This window comes from Candidatus Bathyarchaeota archaeon A05DMB-5, from assembly GCA_019685655.1.
Classification (GTDB): Archaea; Thermoproteota; Bathyarchaeia; order Bathyarchaeales; family Bathycorpusculaceae; genus DSLH01.
On the sequence record JABFQP010000003.1, the window covers coordinates 152,540 to 171,454 of the forward strand.

24 protein-coding genes are annotated in these 18,915 nt (G+C 41.4%); 11 read left to right on the forward strand and 13 right to left on the reverse strand.

The features are described 5' to 3' along the window. Positions 1–11: 11 nt before the first annotated feature. Positions 12–872 carry a 3-hydroxyacyl-CoA dehydrogenase family protein gene (locus tag HM003_05210; GenBank protein MBX5328735.1) on the reverse strand — a complete coding sequence of 287 codons (861 nt, stop codon included), beginning with the start codon at positions 870–872 and terminating at the stop codon, positions 12–14. Positions 873–1,067: 195 nt separating this feature from the next. On the opposite strand from HM003_05210, the gene HM003_05215 reads away from it, so the two are divergent. Beyond that, positions 1,068–1,931 (forward strand): DUF362 domain-containing protein, encoded by an 864-nt coding sequence (locus HM003_05215; protein ID MBX5328736.1) that lies wholly within the window; start codon positions 1,068–1,070, stop codon positions 1,929–1,931. Positions 1,932–1,938: 7 nt separating this feature from the next. Here HM003_05215 and HM003_05220 read toward each other — a convergent pair whose 3' ends face one another. Continuing rightward, a complete protein-coding gene (locus HM003_05220; protein MBX5328737.1) occupies positions 1,939–2,493 on the reverse strand; it encodes an HDIG domain-containing protein in 555 nt (184 codons plus the stop codon). 147 nt (positions 2,494–2,640) lie between these two features. On the opposite strand from HM003_05220, the gene HM003_05225 reads away from it, so the two are divergent. After that, a complete protein-coding gene (locus HM003_05225) occupies positions 2,641–3,003 on the forward strand; it encodes a hypothetical protein (protein MBX5328738.1) in 363 nt (120 codons plus the stop codon). 56 nt (positions 3,004–3,059) lie between these two features. Here the strand turns inward: HM003_05225 and HM003_05230 are convergent, their stop codons facing one another. Beyond that, positions 3,060–3,965, reverse strand: coding sequence for a radical SAM protein (locus tag HM003_05230; protein ID MBX5328739.1), 906 nt, complete (start codon positions 3,963–3,965; stop codon positions 3,060–3,062). Positions 3,966–4,101: 136 nt separating this feature from the next. Here HM003_05230 and HM003_05235 point away from each other — a divergent pair, with 136 nt between their 5' ends. Beyond that, positions 4,102–5,157 (forward strand): flippase-like domain-containing protein, encoded by a 1,056-nt coding sequence (locus HM003_05235; GenBank protein ID MBX5328740.1) that lies wholly within the window; start codon positions 4,102–4,104, stop codon positions 5,155–5,157. After that, a complete protein-coding gene (gene rimI / locus HM003_05240; GenBank protein MBX5328741.1) occupies positions 5,158–5,610 on the forward strand; it encodes a ribosomal protein S18-alanine N-acetyltransferase in 453 nt (150 codons plus the stop codon). On the opposite strand, the gene HM003_05245 is transcribed toward rimI, so the two are convergent. After that, positions 5,602–6,027, reverse strand: a complete 426-nt coding sequence (locus HM003_05245) for a DUF296 domain-containing protein (GenBank protein MBX5328742.1) — start codon at positions 6,025–6,027, stop codon at positions 5,602–5,604. The two genes, rimI and HM003_05245, sit on opposite strands and share 9 nt — an antisense overlap. Positions 6,028–6,119: 92 nt before the next feature. Between HM003_05245 and HM003_05250 the strand changes: the two genes are divergently transcribed. Next, positions 6,120–6,413, forward strand: a complete 294-nt coding sequence (locus HM003_05250) for a hypothetical protein (protein MBX5328743.1) — start codon at positions 6,120–6,122, stop codon at positions 6,411–6,413. Positions 6,414–6,451: 38 nt separating this feature from the next. On the opposite strand, the gene HM003_05255 is transcribed toward HM003_05250, so the two are convergent. Beyond that, positions 6,452–6,904, reverse strand: a complete 453-nt coding sequence (locus HM003_05255) for a hypothetical protein (protein ID MBX5328744.1) — start codon at positions 6,902–6,904, stop codon at positions 6,452–6,454. A gap of 116 nt (positions 6,905–7,020) precedes the next feature. Then, positions 7,021–8,406: an NADP-dependent malic enzyme gene (locus tag HM003_05260; GenBank protein ID MBX5328745.1), complete on the reverse strand. Its 1,386-nt coding sequence runs from the start codon at positions 8,404–8,406 to the stop codon at positions 7,021–7,023. Positions 8,407–8,627: 221 nt separating this feature from the next. Between HM003_05260 and HM003_05265 the strand changes: the two genes are divergently transcribed. Then, positions 8,628–9,380, forward strand: a complete 753-nt coding sequence (locus tag HM003_05265) for a hypothetical protein (GenBank protein MBX5328746.1) — start codon at positions 8,628–8,630, stop codon at positions 9,378–9,380. Between the two features lie 11 nt (positions 9,381–9,391). Beyond that, positions 9,392–9,787: a hypothetical protein gene (locus HM003_05270; protein ID MBX5328747.1), complete on the forward strand. Its 396-nt coding sequence runs from the start codon at positions 9,392–9,394 to the stop codon at positions 9,785–9,787. Here the strand turns inward: HM003_05270 and HM003_05275 are convergent. Together HM003_05275 and HM003_05280 are read right to left on the reverse strand one after the other, a co-directional pair. Beyond that, positions 9,768–10,559, reverse strand: coding sequence for a GNAT family N-acetyltransferase (locus HM003_05275; protein MBX5328748.1), 792 nt, complete (start codon positions 10,557–10,559; stop codon positions 9,768–9,770). The genes HM003_05270 and HM003_05275 overlap by 20 nt on opposite strands. Positions 10,560–10,644: 85 nt before the next feature. Beyond that, complete coding sequence (locus tag HM003_05280; GenBank protein MBX5328749.1) at positions 10,645–11,079, reverse strand: hypothetical protein; 435 nt, start codon at positions 11,077–11,079, stop codon at positions 10,645–10,647. 216 nt (positions 11,080–11,295) lie between these two features. Between HM003_05280 and HM003_05285 the strand changes: the two genes are divergently transcribed. Next, a complete protein-coding gene (locus HM003_05285) occupies positions 11,296–11,535 on the forward strand; it encodes a hypothetical protein (protein MBX5328750.1) in 240 nt (79 codons plus the stop codon). A gap of 127 nt (positions 11,536–11,662) precedes the next feature. Then, positions 11,663–12,355: a hypothetical protein gene (locus HM003_05290; protein ID MBX5328751.1), complete on the forward strand. Its 693-nt coding sequence runs from the start codon at positions 11,663–11,665 to the stop codon at positions 12,353–12,355. A gap of 19 nt (positions 12,356–12,374) precedes the next feature. On the opposite strand, the gene HM003_05295 is transcribed toward HM003_05290, so the two are convergent. Both HM003_05295 and HM003_05300 read right to left on the reverse strand, forming a co-directional pair. Further along, entirely contained in the window at positions 12,375–13,649 is a 1,275-nt protein-coding gene (locus HM003_05295; GenBank protein ID MBX5328752.1) for a hypothetical protein, read from the reverse strand. Between the two features lie 68 nt (positions 13,650–13,717). Further along, the gene (locus HM003_05300; protein ID MBX5328753.1) at positions 13,718–14,611 is read right to left on the reverse strand and encodes a hypothetical protein; all 894 of its coding nucleotides are present in this window, start codon (positions 14,609–14,611) and stop codon (positions 13,718–13,720) included. Between the two features lie 161 nt (positions 14,612–14,772). Here HM003_05300 and dapA point away from each other — a divergent pair, with 161 nt between their 5' ends. After that, entirely contained in the window at positions 14,773–16,251 is a 1,479-nt protein-coding gene (dapA, locus tag HM003_05305; GenBank protein ID MBX5328754.1) for a 4-hydroxy-tetrahydrodipicolinate synthase, read from the forward strand. A gap of 9 nt (positions 16,252–16,260) precedes the next feature. Further along, positions 16,261–17,061, forward strand: coding sequence for a tRNA (adenine-N1)-methyltransferase (locus HM003_05310; protein MBX5328755.1), 801 nt, complete (start codon positions 16,261–16,263; stop codon positions 17,059–17,061). Between the two features lie 79 nt (positions 17,062–17,140). Here HM003_05310 and HM003_05315 read toward each other — a convergent pair whose 3' ends face one another. From HM003_05315 to HM003_05325, 3 genes are all read right to left on the reverse strand, one after another. Then, positions 17,141–17,860 carry a hypothetical protein gene (locus tag HM003_05315; protein MBX5328756.1) on the reverse strand — a complete coding sequence of 240 codons (720 nt, stop codon included), beginning with the start codon at positions 17,858–17,860 and terminating at the stop codon, positions 17,141–17,143. 71 nt (positions 17,861–17,931) lie between these two features. Further along, a complete protein-coding gene (locus HM003_05320) occupies positions 17,932–18,222 on the reverse strand; it encodes a hypothetical protein (GenBank protein ID MBX5328757.1) in 291 nt (96 codons plus the stop codon). A 73-nt stretch (positions 18,223–18,295) separates the two neighbouring features. Continuing rightward, a complete protein-coding gene (locus HM003_05325) occupies positions 18,296–18,754 on the reverse strand; it encodes a hypothetical protein (GenBank protein MBX5328758.1) in 459 nt (152 codons plus the stop codon). Positions 18,755–18,915 lie beyond the last annotated feature (161 nt).

Sequence of the window (18,915 nt, forward strand, 5' to 3'; positions counted from 1 at the left end):
TACGTGCGCTCCTATTTTTGTGTCCAGTCATAGAAGCCCTTGCCAGTTTTTCTTCCAAGCAACTGTGCCTTAACCATCTGCTTCAATCCGGTGTGCGGATGAAACTTCGGGTCTATTTCTTTCTCCAAAATTTCCGCAATGGCTAATGTTGTGTCCGCGCCTATGTAGTCCAAAAGCATAAGCGGTCCCATAGGCCAGTTTAAGCCCAGCTTTATGGCTTTGTCTATGTCGTCTCTGTCTGCCACGCCTTCCCAGTACAAGGCAACTGCTTCGTTTAAGGCTGGAATTAATATGCGATTCACGATGAAGCCAGGACAGTCTTTCTTGACTAGAACGGTTTCTTTTCCCATTTTCTGCGCAACTGCAAGCACGGTTTGTATGGTTTCCTCGGAAGTTTTTGCGCCTTTGATGACTTCGATGAGTTTCATTAGTTGTGGCGGATTAAAGAAGTGCATTCCGCAGACTTTTTCTGGACGTTTGGTTGTTGAGCCCAATTCGGTTATGCTTATTGATGAAGTGTTTGAAGCGATTATTGCGTGGGCTGATGCGTATTGGTCTACTTCGCGGTATGTGGCTTTTTTGAGTTCAACGTTTTCTGTTACTGCTTCGATAATGAGGTCTACGTTGGAGACTGCTTCTTTCAAGTCTATTGTGGGGTGTATTCTGCCAAGGGTTTCGTTGACTTGCGTTTCTGTCAGTTGCCCTTTTGCTTGAAACTTTTGTAAGCTAGTTTTTATCATTTGCATGCCGTTGTCTACGAAGCGTTGCTCGATGTCACGCAAGTTTACTTCGTATCCGGATTGTGCGGCTACTTGGCATATGCCGTGTCCCATTAAGCCGGCACCTAAAACTGCAATTTTCTTAACTTCCATAATGTTTTCACCTTTTGAATTTTGAAAAGTATTAGGTTGATGTTTTGTTAAAAAGGTTTTTCAAACAAAAACAGAATATTTAAGCGTCAATTCGCAAGGTTCGAGCAAGCCAGAGCAGCCGCATACCAAATTTTCTGTAAAAAAACTAAAATTCTCGAGCAGCGCTTGTTTTGTTAGTGTTATCTGGCGAGCCATATGGCGATTGGCAAGTTTAAAATGAATCCGTATGTGAAAGACAACAAAGTGTTGGTTAGCAAAGTGAGCTGTACTGCAAATGTTAAGGAAAGCATTTTAAAAGCAGTAAACTTGATTGGTGGCTTTAACAAAGTCGTTGAAAAAGGTGATGAGTTTCTTTTGAAGCCTAATTTTAACACTGCTGACCCTCCGCCTGCTTCGAGCGACCCAGAATTTGTTAAAGCAGTTATCGAATTGTTGCTTGAGCATGGTGCTGGAAAGGTTGTTATTGGTGAGTCTTCCATGTTTTCACTTCACACAAGAAATGTGCTTAAGGAAACTGGAATGATTAGCAAAGCTGAAGAAGCAGGCGCGGAACTTGTGTTTTTCGACGAAGGAAAATGGATTAAAATCTCCACAGGCGGCAATTACCTCAAAAAGGTCAGTTTACCCGAGACCGCGTTGAATGCGGCGAAACTTGTTTACGTCTGTTGTATGAAAACGCACAAGTTTGCAAAATTCACTTTAAGCTTGAAATTGGCTGTCGGTTTTATGAAGCCGAGCGAGCGGATGCTTTTGCACATGAGGTATTTGGAAGAAAAAATCGCTGATTTAAACCTCGTTGTGCATCCGAACTTAATAATAATGGATGGAAGAAAGTGTTTCATAAATGGCGGACCTGCATGCGGCGAACTCCAAGAACCAAACGTTATACTTGCTTCTGGCGACAGAGTAGCCATTGATGTAGAAACATTAAAAATTATTGAAGGTTACGAAGGCGCTAGTCTTAAAGAAGACCCATGGAATTATACACAAATACGCAGAGCCGTGGAACTTGAGTTAGGCGTTAAAAACGAGCAGGAATACATGCTCATAAGCGGATAGATAGAAATTATAAGCCTATCTCTGCTGCCACATTTTTAAGTCCGTTAAGCGCAATTTCAAAAAACTTCTCCCTTGGAATCCCAATTTCTTCGCAGACAAGTATGCGTTCTCTCTCGGCTCCTCTTGCAAAATCCTTGTCTTTAAACTTCTTCGCAACAGTTTCCACTTTCACGTCCGCCAACTTCTTTGACGGCATCACTAAGGCACATGCAACCAGCAACCCAGAAATTGCATCACTGGCAATTAACGCCTTCTCCATCCTTGTTTCAGGCATAACACCAGTATAACGAAAGTTGTGCGCCTTAATAGCCCTAACCAACTCTTCTGGGATAAGTCCTTTGAGGATTTGTTCTGTTAGCAGACTATGCTTTTCCGGTATCGCCTCAGTCTTTTCATAGTCAATGTCATGTAACAATCCTATAAGCGCCCATTGCTCTTCGTTTTCGCCCAAATATTTCGCTGTACTCCGCATTATAGCCTCAACTGCAAGCATGTGAAAGAAAACATTCCTTTTTGAAACATTATTTTTAACTAGATTAATAGCTTCGTTGCGAGTTAACATAACATCACCTGAACCCTTAACTTAATCGTTTCAAAAGAAGCATAAAGTACTATATAACGAGATTGCAGATTTTCTGGGCTACAGCAAGCAAAAGGCGTCATGCAATAAAGATATATTCTTTGTGAACATACACATAAATTAGTGAACATGGACCTAAATTTTGAACCATGGAAGAAAATAGGCATAGTTGTTCCATTCATATTCATTTTTGACGTTCTCATAGTTCTTTTTACAAGCGGAAGCCCTTTCTGGGGAAACAAACCCGCAAAAGTTGTTTTCAGCGACTTGCTTTTCTTTGAGGGAATAATAATCTTCGGAATAGGCGCCTTGATTGCATCTGGCTATTCAGCGCTACGCATAGAACGTTGGCAATCTCTGTACGCAAGTCCTGGTGGATACACGGAATATTTAAGGGAACAACGTAAAAAACAAGTTGCCTTCGGAATAGTCTGCATGCTTATTGGGGCTTTATTAATGCTTTTGGCTGTTGCGGTTTCATATCTAGGTTAATATCCGGGCATTGCTTGGCACTTTTCAGTGTAGCTTAAGAATGTTAGGGTGTTATGTTATTCAAACTCACCATACATTTGGTCAGGCGCAAGAACGTCTGGATATTTATTTCTTAATAGAAGACGTGCAGCATAACACATGTGACACGCATCAGCATAGGCTTCCTCATGTGACAAACAGAACTTTTCAACCAAAGCCACAGGACCACTACGAACCAGAGGCTCAAGGATTGGATTTTCGTAGGGATTGTATTCTTCAATTATTTTTGCAAAGGGCTTTTGCCAAGCGTTGCCGATTGAGATGCCTTGACAAACGTGCACATATCCGAGCGGGTCTATGTGAACTCTTTCTTGGTTAGCGAAGTTTTCGTAGGGGCATTTAGTGAATTCACGCCAAGGCTTTTTGGCTACACTTTGTGGCAATTTCGAAAAGGCTCTGCCTTTATACATTAACTCGCATAAATCAACCTTTGCTCCTTCAATTTCTTTTGGGCACGGTTTTGCAGCGTGTGGGTCTTTGATGGCAAGTATGTCTGCTTTCATTTGCAGTACATGAGCCGCCTTCACAGCGTTCCTTACTGTTTCAGTTTCCCAGTTTTCTCCATGGTAAAAATCGCTACTTAAAGTCAATTCAACATTTTTGATTTCTGCTATGGGACGTAGCCATTCCACAGCGTCGTCTGGACACGTAGCCCAGTAACAGTTTGAAAGAATTTCCACACGAAAACCAAATTCTGCCGCTTCTGAAGCGGCTTTGACCATTATGGGATAGTATAGGAAAGGTTCGCCACCTTCTATGGCAATGTAATCTACAGTTGGCAGCTTTCTTGCCTCTTCCAAAATGTTTCTGATTTGTTCAAGTGTGAAGGTGCCTTTTGCTTTAGGGCTTCCCCAGACAAAACAGTGGTCACATTCCAAGTCGCACCGGTAAGTGAGGAGAAAATGAACCCCTTTTAAACTCAACAAGAGCACCAAGTAGATTTTAGTATGCTAGAATAGTTAAATCTTGCCGAAAAGTGCACATTGCGTGGGTGAATTAGGTAAAATATATAATTGTGGTCGGATTCCTTTTGCTTTCAATGTCAGGTGCAAGGCATTAATGACTGTGACGAAGCCTAAAATTACTTGGAAAAGCGTTGTTTTGCCAGTCGTGGGCTTGGTGGCTTTTTTCTTGTATCTTTACTTTTTTAATGTAGATATTCCAGAAATAATTGCAATCGCTCAACACATTGACGTTTCTGTTTATTTTTTGGCAATCATAACCGTTTTATTTGAGACGTTTTTCTTTTCTTTATCGTGGTATTTTTTGGTCACGTTTCTTTCAGTGAAGCTTTCCATTGTGAGGGCTTTCATGTATGTTTGGTATGGAATTTACATTGACATAATCATTCCGGCGGAGTCGATAAGTGGAGAAGTTTCAAGAGTCTACTTAATCGAGAGAGAGCAAATTGGGACGACTGGAAAAGTTGTTGCTTCCGTTGTTGTTCAACGATTAATGGGGATGGCTATCAATGTCATGTGTCTACTTCTAGGTGTAAGCGTCCTAATATTACAAGAACGTGCCAGTGGAACCCTAATCAACCTAACACTGCTGTTAACTGCTGTAATTACTGTTTTTCTGGTACTGCTAATTCTCTTATGCTTCAAGGAGGCATGGACGCTGAAGATTGTTGAAGGCGGAATAAGGCTAATTGAGTTTTTGACTCGTGGACACTGGAAACTTACAAGGATAAAGGATGAAGTAATAAAAATGACTAGAATGTTTCACGGGTCAATCAAAGAATACGGTCACGCGCCTAAAAGTCTTTCTTTATCATTAGTTTTTAATGTCTTATCGTGGCTTCTCAGTTTCGGAGTAGCCTATCTAGTGTTTTTGTCCATGCGCTTCCCAATTAGTTGGAGCGTGATAGTTGTTACGTGTTCAATAATTGTCGCTATTCAATCAATTCCTTTAGGCATTCCGTTTGAGGCTGGACTTCCAGAAATAACGATGGCGTCACTTTTTCAATGGCTAACCCCGAATATGACGATGGACATTGCGGCAACCGCAACAATTCTAATACGTATTCTTACTGTTTGGCTTAGATTTTTCATAGGGTTCGCCGTGCAACAGTGGCTTGAAATTAAAGCAATAACAACGAAAAAGATGACTTAAATGGAAGTAACAATCGAAGACGCGTCAATCCAACAGCTAGATAGGCTATATGAAATCGAAATGGAATGCTTCGACAAAGAAGCCTTCACGAAACAACAAATTGCCAATTTACTAACAAATTATAATTCCGTAGGTTTAGTTGCAAAAATAAGCGGCAAAATAGTCGGCTTCGTCATAGGCATGTTATACGTAGAAAGAACAGCATTGGCAGGCCATATTCTAACAATAGACGTTTCAACCGCCTACCGAAAAAAAGGAATAGCACAAAAACTTCTACAAGGAATTGAAAAAATCTTTAAGGAAAAAGGCGCTAAAACATGCCATCTTGAAGTACGCGAAGACAACATTGTCGCGTTGAGGCTTTACCAGAAACTTGGATACAAGAAAGTTGCGCGTCTCAAAGGCTATTACAGAGACGCAAATGGAATATACTTAAGAAAGGACTTAGCTTAACTTCAGCAGATTCAGCTTTGTTTTTTCGTCAAAGACTCTCTGTAAGTTCACTCCAGCCCCCTCAATTATCACAAGCTCCGCTGTCGCGCCAACATGAGAATCCTTCATCAAATGTCCGCCATAAGCTCTGCCTTCCTCATCTGAAACAACCAGATGCGCATGAACTATTATCTCGCCTTTTTCATTAACAGCGATGTTTCCCATACCCGAGGCGATTTCTAATGGGCCATCCAATCGAATAGACTTGTATTGTCCTTCTTTGTAATATCCCAACACTGCATTTTTTAAGCTTCCAATAAAAATGAGAACCCCAGCTGTTACGCCGCTTTCTTCCACTCGCTTCTTTATGGCTTCAGCTAAATCCTCATTTTCCAGTATGCGCGAAAAATAAATTTTTCCAACTTGTCCCTTCAACATGTTCTCCACCATTTCTAATCATGTTTATTTCTGTGTCTTCATTTGCGTTTTGGTGTTTCTAAAGGTTTTGAGCGTAAACTCTAAAAGAGCCAATGCCTAAGATTATTGGTTGTGAAGGCAATTTGACTGGGAGAAAGAGTAGCGACACGCAAGGCTTAGTTAGGGCTATTGTAGTTTTACTTCGCAACACAACATGGCGTTGCGGAAGACTAGAACGCTCAATAGTCAACCACTTACACAAAAGAACCGCGGGATTTGGAAAACCTGAAATGCCCGTGAAAGACATGCTTCAAACTTTCCAAGTGACTGGCAAAAAGAAGAACGAATTTTTGGATGCAATCAAGCGACTGGAAAGAAGGAATATAATAAGAATCTTGAAGTTCTGAACATCCGTAAACTTAAATACTATTAGAAAAGCCCTTTTCTAGGATTTTTCCAAGAGTTCCTTTGCACTTGCAATCCATTTTTCAGTGATTTTTGGCGAAATCTTCAGTTTTGCGCCTAAATCGTTTGCTGAAGCCTTAGCTAAGTCTTCAACAGTGTGTATCCCTAGAGCCTTCAATTGTGCAGCTCTCTTTTCTTTTATGCCTTTTACCGTTGTAAGCTCAATTTTTGGCGGCGCCACCTCGACAACTGTTTCAGGTTTTGCTTCTTGCACAATCTCCGTAGCAGTCGATACTGGCGGTGGTGGTGGAGATTCAATGGTCGCGGCTCTTGCCTTTGGTCTTTGAGCGTAGCCTAGACCTAGGAATAAGAGACCAAAAACTGTAGTGGTAACTGCTGAAAGTTCATAGTATTCAAAGCGGTAGGTAACAAAGATTGCAGTTATAACGAACAATATTATTGCTACTCCGTAAAGGGCGTAATCTGAACGCATACTAGTCTTCTCCCTAACCCTCTATGTTCTATGGATTGGTTTAAATAATTTTCTGAATTTTAAAAGGTGAAAAATGGAAATTTTGTTGTTTTTGTGTCTTTCTGCCCGTTTCAGTCTCATTGTTTAAGCAGTTTTTCTTCTGGCGGCGGTTTTCTTATTAATCCTTCCTTCATCAGCAACTTCACGGATTCTCTGGCATTTTGAATTATCGCAACTGCTCTTTCGTAGAGTTCCTGCTTGCTAGGTTTAACTCGTGCTACACCTTGTTCAATGGATTTTAACGCGCATGCCACTGCCTCTCTTGGGAAAACTTCCCATTCTTCCATTCGTGGCAAAATGTCTTCTTCATGCATTCCCCGTTCTTCAGCAAACTTTGCCAGTTCTTGAGCTGCTGCAATGCACATGTCATCTGTGACTGTTTTCGCTTTCACGTCTAAGACGCCTCGGAAGATGGCTGGAAAACCGAGGCTATTGTTAACTTGGTTTGGAAAGTCGCTTCTGCCTGTGGCTATTATTCGTGCTCCTGCTTCTTTTGCTTCCCACGGCCATATTTCAGGTATTGGGTTTGCGCACGCAAAAATTATTGCGTCGTCAGCCATGGTCTTAACCCATTCGGGTTTTATTGTGCTTGGTCCTGGTTTTGATGCGGCTACCACTGCGTCTGCGTCTTTGAAGGCTTCGGCTATGTCACCTTTTCTGCCTTCAGCGTTTGTTTTTTGGGATAGCTCGTATTTCCATGGGTCTTCTTCTTTTGTTATGTCCTTTCTGCCGGGGTAGATTATGCCTTTGGTGTCGACGAGTAAAATGTTGCCTGGTTTGATTCCCCATCTTATGAGGACGTAGGCTGTTCTGAGGTTGGCTGCGCCAGCGCCCACGAGGGTTATGAGGCTTTCTTTTGGTTTTTTGCCTACTATTTTGAAGGCGTTCATTAAGCCAGCCAATATTACTGTGGCTGTGCCTTGCTGGTCGTCATGCCAGACGGGAATTTGAAGACGTTCTCTAGCTTTTTCTAGAACGTAGAAACATTTCGGTTTCTCTATGTCTTCCAGGTTTATGCCGCCGAAAGTTGGCTCGATGAGTTCGCATGCGCGGACTATCTCGTCTGGGTCTTTGGTTTTTAGACATACTGGGAAAGCATCCACGCCGCCTAGGTATTTGAATAGTAGAGCTTTGCCTTCCATTACTGGCATGGCTGCTTCTGGACCGATGTCGCCTAAGCCTAAAACGCGGGTGCCATCGGACACTACAGCCACGTAGTTCCAGCGGTTTGTAAGCTCGAATGACTTGTCTTTGTCAGCTTGGATTTCTCTGCATGCTGCTGCTACGCCGGGCGTGTACCATATTGCGAAGTCGTCTGGGCTTGCTACAGCGCATTTTGGCATGATTTGGACTTTTCCGCTGTAGAATTTGTGTAAGGGTGGAGCTAATTGTGAGGGTTTTTTGGCTTTAGCCAGCAGTTCTTCCACGGTTGGTTTTCTTTTTTCTTCTTTTGGTTTAGACATTTTATCATCCTCTTTGAATGAGATGTTGTTGTGTTTTTAAAATTGGTTTTAAAGGTTGCGGTTGATTTTATAATGAAGTATTACACAAATTACGCATTTACCTATGCGTCTTTACTGTGCACTGGTTATTTTGAATAAGGATTTATAGGTCATAAAACTTAATTTTGAACTCATCATGCTTTTTAACATTCTCTAACTGAATAAATCATTGGGTGTACCTCGTGTCATCAGTTTACAAGATTATCCTAGTACTGCTTGCTAGTTTAATAGTGCTGTATGCGTTTCAAGCGTACTATCCAACGTTTATGCATGTTTTTTCGAACAGTTTCCTCGCTATAATAGCAAGCGCAGCAGTTATATGCTCAGGGTTTTCTCTGCAAAAATATTGGCACAGAGCCAAGGAGCAGTTTTCAATCGTTTGGCTTTTCTTCACATTAGGATTATTTCTTTGGTTTGTTGGCGAAGCTATACGAGTTGGCTACACACTTGTGTGGAATGTGGAAATGCCTTTTCCGTCTTTGGCGGATGTTTTTTGGCTGGGTGGTTGCATACCGTTATTTATTGCGTTATACTTGTATGTTGAAATCTTCAAGTCGGTACTTTCCCGCGAAATATTTGCTGCTTCTGTGACAGTTACTCTAGGCTTAGCTCTTTTCGTCTCCATAAGCGTGATAACTCCAGTGGTTAGGACAGAAGACGTAGTTACACGAACTATGGGTTTTCTTTATCCCATATTGGACATGGCGTTGTTATCTATGGCTTTTTTGGGTCTCTTAATTTTTCTTAAAGGAAGCCTTGGCAAATCGTGGGCGTTTATCTGTTCTGGTGTGCTTTTGAACGCGTGGGCTGACGTGCTTTTTAGCTACACAGAATTGCGAAGAACCTATTATGCGGGGCATCCGATAGAACTGCTCTATGCAGTTTCATACATGTTCTTTTTACTGGCATTCTACGTACACGTAAAGGAGCTTTAGGAGAAATAACCTTGACTGAAAACCGCACAAATTTCAAACGTCTTCTGTTCGAAGCTGTCGATGAGGGCTTATTAGTGCTTGGAAAAAGCGGGAGAAACGCAGTTTATTTTCATTTGCAAAGTTTGTATTCGCTGAAGAAAGAAGATGCTCTGGAAAAGCCTGATGTTTTTGTGAAAAGTTTAAGAAAGATTTTTGGGATAGGTGCTGGAGTAATCGAGAAGGCAATTTTGAAAAGTCTTTATGACAAGCTTGGCTTGGATTACAAAGAAAATAAAAATTGGGATTTTGCAACATACTTGAACGAGGCAAAAAACGCGGTTAAAAAAAAGCCCCACGGAGATTGTGGAAGTTTCCGATACAAGCGTAATTCTCTCTTGAATAGCCTATTCATAGTTTTCTTGCCATAAATCCTAGAAGAACATGTTGCGTTCGTTGGAAGCCTATTTTCTCGTATACGCGCCTTGCTGGAACGTTGTCCTTTGCAACCCAAAGCACGGCGTCTTTGTCTAAATTGATTATCTCTTTCACGATGGCAGAGACCACTGAAGTTGCGAGTCCTTTTCCTCTTAAAGAATCAACCGTGTATACTCCTCTGATAAGCGCAATTGTGTCTAATATTTCTAAAGTGGTCGCTGTAGATGCTAACGTGTAGTTGTCGTATGCACCATAAGCTATTCCCTTTCCAATGGCATCTTTGATTCTGTTTGCCCATTCTTCTCCAAAATTCTTTGCAACTTCTTTAATGTCTTCTATATCCAATTTTTTGATTCTATGCTGAATTAACGGTTTGAAAGTTTTTGCCGTTGTCTTCATGATCAGATACGTGGTGATTTTGCTTTTGCTTGCTTTGTCAGTTGGCTCTATTGGTTCGAAGAACTTTCTTACGATTGTGAGATGGTGAGGTTCTATAACGAATGTTGGCTCGCTCAAGTCAACATGGCGTATGAGTTGGGTTATGCTTTCTGCCGTTCCATACGTGTGAACAATTCTCTTGTCAAATTCAAAGAGATAACCGTATATTTCATGATTTTCGGTGGCGGTCCATATTTGAGTTTTGTTTCTATCATATCTTAAGTCGCAGATTGTGAAGACATGTCGAATTTCGTCTTTTTGAAGAAACCTTAAGAACTCTTCTTCATTCGACTTTTCAAGTTGAACCGTCTTCAATTTGGTTGACATCTTGTTTCACTGAAAACCTAAACTTACACGTAATTGTTGAGAGAAGAAAACGTTTGGGAAATTTTTTACACTCGAAACAACGCGTCTAGTATCGTCTTTGTCTGTAGCCGCCTCTTCTTTCTCGTCCGCCGAAGTCTCTTCTGCCGCGTCCTCTGAATGGGCGTCTTGGCTGCTCATAGACTTTTGTTGATAGATTGTTTTCTGTGTTGACTTCGCTTGCTAATGCTTCTTTTGCAACTTCCAACGTGCCATATCTGCCAACGTTTAGTCGCATGTTACCTTTGAAAAGTGTGATGTAGCCATTTCCAACAGTTATGGTGTCGCCTTCGTTGACTTTTTCAATGTTGTCATCCCATAATGTCAAGTATACGCATCCTGTTTCGTCGCCGACTAACGCATCGCATACGCGGTGTGGTGCGCCGTCTCTGCCTGCGGCGATGTTTCTGATTTCGCTTTTGGAGACAACTTTTGCCGTTACGTTTACCGCTCTTGAGGCGGGGGTTAATTCGCTTACTTTCACGTCTACAGGTTGTTTGGGTCCTGAAAAACCTTCAACTGCCAAATTTTTTCAACACCTTATATTTTGACAAAACACATAACATTAAATTGACTCTTAAGGCTTGCGGTTATGCTTTTCTGATGTTAGAGTATTGAGGTTTAATTATTAGGTTTTGTCGTGTGTTGTGATTCATAAGTTATAAGTTAAAGTATAGTCTCTTGATATTCACGATAGAAAATGAAAGCCGTCGCAATCATCAACCGCCGAATTCGCATGCTCTTCCACACGTTAGGCTTAAGCTGCTTAGGCGGCGCAATATTCCTACAAGTGCTCGTTTTCGCAGACATTGCAAACCGCGGATACTTCATGGCGGTTGAAAACAACCCTGCAATACTAACGTTCGAGATTATCCTAACAGCGTTTGCGCTTATCTACTTCATATACATATACCAACGTTTTATACGCTCAATAAGATGAACCGGTTTTAACTTAATTTTTGGAGCTTTTCTCTAGTTTCTGCAAAAGGTTGCAAGAGAATGATGATAAACCTTAAATTGTCATCCATAAAACTCAATCATTAGTTTCTTTGTTAGGTTGTGAAAAAATGAAAAAACTCAAACAGTTGTTTGTATTCCTTATCATACCTAGCCTCGCTTTAACACTCATGAAAAGTGCTGAGGCACAATCACCTAGCGAAATGGCAACTTTCTTTGACTCGGAAGTTCCTGGAATAAAGGTACAGGTCAATGGAACGGCAGAAGCTATACCAGCAGACTACGTTAACATTACATTGAAACTGATAGGACAGGCAGACGTTTATTTAAAGCATTTCAACTTGAGCATATTTGGATTTATAAATGGCACAGAAAAAACTTTGATGACCAACATAACCGACAATAACATCCCATTAGACAATGATTCACGAGAATACAATCACTCGTTCACGATACCAGAGGATGTTTGGGGAGTGACATATGGTGAACTCATATTAACTTACTCTGCAAAATATGACATCGTGACCGTGGATTTTGAAGCGTTGACATGTGGTTTCACATTAACAAACATCGAAAACGTTCGCTTTAAAGACATGAAAGAGCAACTTGAAAGTTTGAATGATGCTTATCAGCAGCTAAATACTACCTATTGGGAGCTTCAGCAGAATTATACTTCACTTCAAGAAAATCTGGGTCAGCTTGAGAGCACACGACAAGCGGTAATCGCCTTGGCGGTAGTTACCATTTTCTTTGTAGCCACAACTGTCTACTTGATTGTGCGAAAGCCAAAGCAGACGTGGTAGTGCCTTAATCTTTCTAATTTTATTTTTTGTGCAGTTTCTGCGCAGCGATGAATGTCAAGCCCTTTTTTGTTAAAGCCTCAGCTGTTCGGTTCACAGCGTCGTGCTTGTCCAAATAATTACGAAGTAGTTTTGGCATTAACCCTTTTTCAAGGATATCCTTTTTAGGAATGAAATAATCCAAAATGTCTGATGGGTGCTCTCTGTTTTTGTCAATTTCAGGGATGCCTCCTTCATGTTTGGCGCTTATATTCTTGATGTGGTCTGCTATTTCTAGGAGTTCATTAAGGCGATCGTATGGTTGTCTTACAATGCTTTTTTGGGTTTCTACTATGTGGTGTTCGATGCGAACAATGTCCTCGAAGTCGAAGGCTTTTCGAATATAAGCTGAAAGCTCAATTGTCTCGTTATTGGCAGAGTTTGAAAGATTAAAGCCAATAAGCGGCGTCGTGCCATCATCTCGGCTAAAAAGTTTTGCAGTCGCCAGCGTCCAAAAGATGAAATAGGGGTTGTCATTACCTACATAAACCGAGATCTTGAATTCAATATCAACTCCAAGCTTATGCAACAAGTATCCAAGCATAATAGTTCCCGCATTTACATTCAAAACTTGCTGAACGCCATACTCTGTATAGTAATAAAGTAATTCGTCAACCCACTTCAAAGCGTGCTCGTTCGGAACGCCAACACCACCAAAATAACCCGTAATAGTTTCCGGTCCGCTCAAGTGAACATTTATTGGCTTGCCATCTGGTCCTGGCATAGTTCCTTTAGTATCAAGCGTTTCCACGAAAGAAGCGCCTATAATTTGCATTGCCGCCATACTTGCAAGCAAATCATCATCTTCCACTTGCTCTTTCATGTTACGAACACGAATATATCTGCCTGGCATGAGGTTTTGCTGCTTTATCGCATATTTTGCTTCTTCAATCAGCCATGGGAAAAAGTTGAAGGCACTAATTTCCAATGTCACCGCGAAAGAATCGTCAAACCGCATGGAATCGGCTTTCTTCCCCAAAATTTTTCTTCTATAGTCAGATATGCTTATGAAGGAGTTTTCGTCGCGCTGCTTAACTAACCATTCAAGGTCCTTAACAAAAGGCGACTTCTTTTTCTCAAGACGCTTCATCAAGTTTTCAAGCTTGCGGGACTCCCTAGCCTTACGGTTAATCTCTTCCACACCGCCGTATTTTTCAACAAGCGCAAACAGACCGTTCGTGAGAGGATTATCTTTTCTAAGTAAGAACTCGTTAATTTCTTTCACGCTTTCCTCGTTTATTCGCAATCTTTCCTGAATCTTATCCAAAATAGACACTTCCGCATAATCGTTAGTCTTCAGAGACTCTCGCAATTTAAGTATTTTCACTAAAACTGGAAAAATTGCGTATCTGTTGGCGGCGCAGGTGGTGGAGGTGCCGAGGGTTCCTCGCCTATGGTTGGCGGTTTTTCAAGTGCTAGTCTTTCTGCTTTCTTCTTTCGGTAAACGTGGACTGCAAGGTATACGAGTGCAGCTACTACGAGGATGATTGCTGAGTATACGCCTACTGTTAAAGCGTAAGTGAAGTAAGTAAAACGCACATTTGACGTGCTATATATGAATATTACATTGTAAGAAAGCGTTTTTGGAGAACCCGACTCCACATAATTAACAGTCCAACATTGCCTATCTTCCAACATGAGCCCAGTTTCACGGTCATATATTATCTCAAGCCTTCCATAATAATCAGCAGGTATTACACTTCCGTAGAGTGTAACGTTTTGGGAACAATTAAATTCAACATCATGCGCCGCCAACGTGTTGAAGAACATCCATCCATAACACCTCAAGCCAGAACCAGCCAAAGTAACCGTCCCATTCAAAATTTTTAGCGACTCGCCAACTGCATGGCCCTCGCCAATCCACAAATCAAGGTATTCACCGTGAGGCGGAATTTCCGGCGTAGGCAAAAGTTCTTCAGCAAAAATTGCTGAGCGGTTGATTAAGCTTACATAGAAGGTCATTGAAGTTGAAGCTATTCCTCCGGTCCTAATCGTTTCTGTAACTTTAATGTATGTTGCATTGATAATGTCAGCAGTACTCAGCACAAGTTGCCCTTGTACAGAGCCATATCCTAGAATGTTTACCGTGTAAGAATACTCAGCACGCAAAAACGGAAATGGCACTGTTTGCCTTCCTATGACGAGTGCGTAGGGAAAAAACACTACTATGAGAATTTCTGAAAGAATAATGAGGAATATGAAGATTTTACTGCGAGACATTTGATGTTTATCTCAACTTGATTAAAACGTTACTTCTTCCGTGTAGAAAAAGTTTACCCAAAAATTAGTTTGCAGAGAAAGTGGCAAATTGTAATGTTATACTCTTCTTTTCAAAGCTTAAATGATATAAATGTATGGTTAACTAGTAGGTGACGATAACCATGTATAGACCCGAAGGAATCTTGCCCGCTTTAGTCACACCATTCACGGACGATGGAACAGTAGTTGACGAAGAAAGACTACGCGTTTTAGTTAACCACTGCATTGAGTTAGGCGTTCACGGAGTTGTGCCATGCGGCACCACAGGCGAATTTGTAAACATGACAACAGAAGAGAAAAAACAAGTCATAAAAACTGTAGTCGACGAAGTCAACGGAAGAGTAAAAGTTGTCGCTGGAACTGGCGCAAGCGGAACAGACCAAGCTTTAGAAATGACAAAATATGCAAAAGATGTGGGTGCTGACGCCGTTTTAATCGTGACACCATTCTATTTGAAACCCGCAGACCGTGGAATATACGAACATTACGATACAATCGCCAGTAAGGCTGACATGCCAATAATTCTTTATAATATTCCTCAATGCACAGGTTTGCCGTTGCCTTGGCAAATGGTTGAAGACTTGGCTCAAATTCCAAACATAGTAGGCGTAAAAGACAGCAGCGGACAATTAAACTTCATATTGGCAGTGTTGGAAAAAGTAAGAGACAAAATAAACGTCTTATGCGGACACGACGAAGTGGTTGTGGCAGCATTAGCTGCAGGATGCACTGGCGCGATTCTTGCAAGCGCAAACGTGATACCCGACATTTGGGTGCAAGTCTACAATCACATTAAAAACGGGGAGTTGCAAAAAGCCCGCGAACTCCAATATAAGGTGCAGAAAATAGCCAGAATAATTGCTGGAAGTGGAGCAGTGGGCACAAAAGAAGCGTTAAACATGATGAAAATCAAAGTAGGACCAGTCCGAAAGCCATTAAGCGTAGGTGGCGAGTTAACCTACGAGGCAAGAGAAGAATTACGCTTAGACTTGGAAAAAATAGGAAAAATAAAGCCTAAAGCAGTAACGTTCGAAATCGCCGAAAAAACAATAGAACAGCGCTTCATGGCAGTAAACATAACGCCAGACATCATAAAAGACTTCAAACTACGCGTTGGCGAAGCCTTAGCTGGAGGAGGCGCAGAAGTAGCCCACATAGACCTTATCATCGGAAAAAGCGACGGTCCAGTCGGCGAAGCTTTCGCAAAGGCTAAAGCAGCACCAACACCGGGACACGAGCCACTATTAGCCATTTTGGAACCCAACCTCTCCGTTAAACCAGTAACACTTATCGTTCCAACAGTTACTATTACGAGTATGCGTCAAGCGAGCATGGTTTACGGTCCAGCTCAAACAGCAGTTGCGAAGGCAGTGGTTGACAGCGTTGCAGATGGAACTATTCCGAAAGAAGCAGTTGAAGACTTGATTATCATTGCAAACGTGTTTGTGCATCCCACAGCAGTTGACAGACAAAGAGTGTACATAAACAATTACAAAGCCATGCGTCACGCAATCCGCAAGGCAATAGAAGGCAGACCTAACATTGACGAGTTAATAGAGAACAAAGACCGCTCGAAGCACCCATTCAAATACACGCCATAGTGAATTAAGTTGAAAAAACAAAAAATACGCGAAGGCGACTACATACTCCTCTACTTGAACCAACGAAAAACTTACATGGTAAAAGTTGAAGCTGGCAAAATTTTCCACACACACAAGGGCTTCATAAAATTTGACGACTTAATCGGCAAAGAATACGGCGCGGCAATTATCAGCAGTCTGGGCATTGAATTCGTGGTGTTGAAGCCTCTTCTCCGCGATTTCATAATGAAGTCAACTAGGCAAACGCAGATAACCTATCCAAAAGACATCGCCCTAATAGTAATGTTCAGTGGAATAGGACCGGGGAGTCGTGTCATCGAAGCTGGAACCGGCACTGGTGCATTAACAACAGCCCTAGCGCATTATGTCAAGCCAGAAGGCAAAGTTTACAGCTACGAAATCCGAGAGGAATTCATAAAAACTGCAGAGAAAAACCTAAAACGTGCTGGTTTAATCGACTTTGTGGAATTAAAAAACAAAGATGTAACAGCTGGAATAGACGAAAATGATGTAGACGCTGTGATTCTCGATTTAGCCACTCCATGGCTTGTCATTCCCCACACGTACAACGCATTGAAGCCTTGCGGAACACTAGTCTCATTCAGCCCAACAATTGACCAAGTAGTCAAAACCGTTGAAGCTTTAAGGGAAAATTGCTTCGTAGACACAGAAACCATAGAATGTCTAATGCGGGGAATGCAGATAGAAAGGGGCAAAACAAGACCGCAAACTCTGATGACAGCTCACACGGGATACATAACATTCGCCAGAAAAGCAATTCGCAGTTTCGACGCTTCAGCAAAAGAATAAAAATTCCTACCGCTAAATTTCTATTTGCTTGTTATTGACCTAACGCTTCATTAAAAAAGAAAAAGAGGTTCTTTTGATTTTATGCAGTTTCTTTTTTAGGCGTTTGCTTTGAACCTTTCAACACGTTTCTCCACACTGGTATAATTCCTCTGTTAAACAGCAGCACTATTCCAAGCGAAACAAAGCATAACGGCAAGACAACTATTAGCCCTTGAGCAATCCACAAAATGCTTGCAGAAAGAATCTTGACAACAGGCTCTAACGAAGCGTCTACACTAGCATCTGAAGGTTTCTTCTCCTTCAAGTTTATAGTAATTGATGAAAACTCTTCTTCTGGCGTAATGTCTGATGCATTTACTGTTTCAACACTGATGTTTATGTAAGTTACTGTTCCATTCAAGTCAATTATTGCCCTCGCGTTGAACGTGAAGGATGTCACATTTGCGGGAGGAATTTTGCAAAGCATCTGTCCACTCCACGCATCGTTCTGGTAAGTCATATGTAAGGATTTTACGTAACCATCCTTTTCATCGGCAAGAACAGTAAGCCTATCAACAGCGTCTTCAAATGCGCCTTTTTCTAATTCGCCTTCAATGGTTTCCGTAATCACTTGATACTGCACCTGTGATGTTGGGGAAATGCTCTGAATACTTCTGAAATCCTTTCCACTATTTTCACTGCATATGTACAATGACGCAGAATGCTGCTGTTCATGTCTCGTACTAAGGTAGATAGTCAAAAGCAAAACAGTCGTGCACAAGGCTACTGCGGCAACAATTTCCTTCTTTCTTATCAACATTTTTAACACCAAAATTGTATTAGACGGTAAATTGCTATAATGCTACGTTTCAGAACATTATTGTACTAAATCTAGTACGGTGGCCTAAGCGATGGGAGTTCGCGGTAAGGCGTTCTTCGCTTAAGCAGTATGTACGCAATCAGTGCAACTACAAAACTTATGGCTAAGACTTCAATGTCTGCATGAGAATATGTAGGTGTATCTGCACGTAAGCCTTCAAGGTCTCTCAACGATTTGGAAAGTACATGCGCTTCTGCATCCGTGTGTGCTGGTGTTATCTTCGCAAACGTAACTAGCGGAACCAACGTTATTAGTAATCCAAGAATGACTGCAGTTACTGCGTAAAGCAGCACTTTTCTCACTTATGAGGCCTCCACAAACAGTAATACATTCTAAGTCTTTTAATTCTACATTTTAGAACAGCATGGTAAACGCTCATAGTGGTCTAGCCCTCCACAATCGAACTGTTTCGATCCACAGAATCACTGTGGCAACTAAACCAAACGTTATGGTGTAAAAACTGGGAGTTACTTGGCTTATTATGCAGATGACTAAATAAGCAGTAAGCATGGTGGAGAAAAAGACAGAATAGAAAAGGTATCTGGGCACGAGAAATCTGCCCATGCGTGTAAAGAAACGCAAAATCCCCACTTTCACTTCTTCTTCTAATACGTATTCGCCGGTTCCTTTTTTATTAACAAGCCCTAAGTCTTGCAGTTTCTCAAGGTGATGAACTGCTATGCTGGGACTGGAAAAGCCTAAAGCACGTTGAACCTCTCGAACGCCAACCATGTGTGTTGGTTGTTGCAACAGATACCAGTAGACGAGAAGAGTTTTACCCTTTAATTCGGATTCTAAAAAAGCTAGATCAAATTCGTGCGAAACATTTGACATGAACGGTTACCAACAATCATTATAAGATGACTGTTTAAAAGCTTAATCAAAGCTTCTTTAGAGCGATTTTCGAATGCTGTACTAAGGATTAGGATAAAATAGAACTAACGCATTTAACGATAAAATTGTTTGAGGAGAAGCATTAATCTAACCGATTTACT